Origin of the sequence: Bradyrhizobium sp. INPA03-11B, assembly GCF_040446015.1 — a bacterium.
Lineage (GTDB): Bacteria > Pseudomonadota > Alphaproteobacteria > Rhizobiales > Xanthobacteraceae > Bradyrhizobium > Bradyrhizobium macuxiense_A.
This window is the reverse complement of sequence record NZ_JASGSR010000256.1, coordinates 1-1,745: the sequence shown is the minus strand read 5'-3', so window position 1 is coordinate 1,745 and position 1,745 is coordinate 1. Positions and strand designations below refer to the sequence as shown.

Genomic DNA, 1,745 nt, shown 5'->3' with positions numbered 1-1,745 from the left:
GGATCCGGTACATGAGGGGAAACATCACGTGCAGGCCGCCGCGCAGCACCTCCGGCTCATAGCCGGCCTCGCCGTTGAGCGCGATGAAGCCGTCATCGATCGAGCCCTTGGTCGACCACAGCTTCTCGACGATGCCGACCTGATTGTTGGGAATGTAGCGAAATACGTTCGATACGCGCAGCAGGATCACGATCGCGATCAAAGCTGCGGTCCAAATGGCCGGTTGGGTTAAACCTAAGCCATTAAGAAAACCGACGAAGTCCATAGTCCGTCTCCACAATTCGCAACTGGGCGGTTTGGGGACCCAAACCTGACCCAAGAATTGCGATGCGGAGATGTGGAGCGGCCATGGCGGCGCAAGGCATGAACTTTATTCGCACTGCCAATCTTTTTTGATGACGGGATGAACCGCAGCACTGGTGGCGCGACATCGATCGGCGCGAAAAGCATGCTGCGATTGCGCATCATTCGCAGCAGCTGGTGGACGGGCCGCGTGCTCAACGTTTCGGGTTGCGCCCGCGGATCTGGTCAAAGCCTTGCTTGATTGCGGCGAAGCGCGCGTCGACCACCGGCTCGAATTCGAGGTCGGTGAAGATATAGGGCCAATCGTTTTCGATGCCTTCGCGGACGAGTTCACCGACATACATGGGGTCGATGCCCTCGGAGATGCGTTGGCGGACCTGATTGATCCGCTCGGCAAGCGGGCCCGACGTCGGCAAGGTACGCGTCTCCCCCTCGAAGCGCTTGGGAAGGTTGCGCCTGGAGTCCATGATGTGCGTGCGGATGAAGCCGGGACACAGCACCGATACGCCGATCCCGCGGGGCGCGAGTTCAGGCCGCAGGCCCTCGGACAGCGCGACGACGCCATACTTTGAAACGTTGTAGGCCGTGCTTCCTCCTGAAATAATGCCGGCGAGCGAGGCCGTGGAGACGATGTGTCCACCCTCACCATGCTGCTCGATCAACGGCCCGAAAATCTCGATCCCCCAGATGGTCGCCATCAGGTTGACCTCGAGGGTCCAATTCCACGAGGTGTCGGTCCAGGTGCCATAGGGGCCACCGCCGCCGACGCCCGCGTTGTTGACGAGGATATGCACCTTGCCGTAGCGGGCCGTCGTAGCTTCGGCCGCGGCCACGAGCTCGGCCTTGAGTGAGACGTCCGCTTTCACGCCGTCGACATCGGCGTTGGTGCGCCTCAGTTGCTCGAGCGCCGCGGACAGAGCCGCGTCTTCAATATCGCAAAGCATGACCTTCGCCCCCGCCTGGGCCAAAGCGGTCGCGATCCCCAATCCAATGCCCGACGCGGCACCCGTCACGAACGCAGTCTTTCCAGCGAGTTCCTTCACGCGCATTCTCCCCCCGTGCAAGCGGACACCCTCACCCCAAAGCGCCGGATGTCACCGGGCGCCATATGACCGCACTTTCAAGCGATTGGGAAGTGTGCGGGATGTTAGTTGGCTGCGAGTTTGTCGTATCGGGTCGCGACACGCCGACATTGCTTGATCTTGTTGAAGTACCGTTCGATCAGATTGCGTGCGCGATACAGATACGGACTGAAGCAGATCGGGTCTTTGCGATTTCGTTTCGGCGGAATCGGGCGTGAGGGCGAGATGGACCGGCAGGCCATTGGTGTCCACCACCGCGTGAATCTTGCTGGTCAGGACACCTCGTGAGCGACCCCATAGCTTCCTGATTGTTGTCCGCGCTACAGGCTCCAGCCGCGACTTTCATGTACGCATGTACCC

General features: G+C 60.7%; 1 protein-coding gene and 2 pseudogenes. All 3 read right to left on the bottom strand.

Features of this window, described 5'->3' with window-relative positions:
- Window positions 1-265 (bottom strand): annotated as a pseudogene (locus QMZ05_RS40740) (flotillin family protein); the annotation flags it as partial.
- Window positions 266-497: 232 nt separating this feature from the next.
- Window positions 498-1,352: an SDR family NAD(P)-dependent oxidoreductase gene (locus QMZ05_RS40735; RefSeq protein ID WP_353705878.1), complete on the bottom strand. Its 855-nt coding sequence runs from the start codon at window positions 1,350-1,352 to the stop codon at window positions 498-500.
- A 98-nt stretch (window positions 1,353-1,450) separates the two neighbouring features.
- Window positions 1,451-1,745, bottom strand: a pseudogene (locus tag QMZ05_RS40730) (IS5/IS1182 family transposase); the annotation flags it as partial.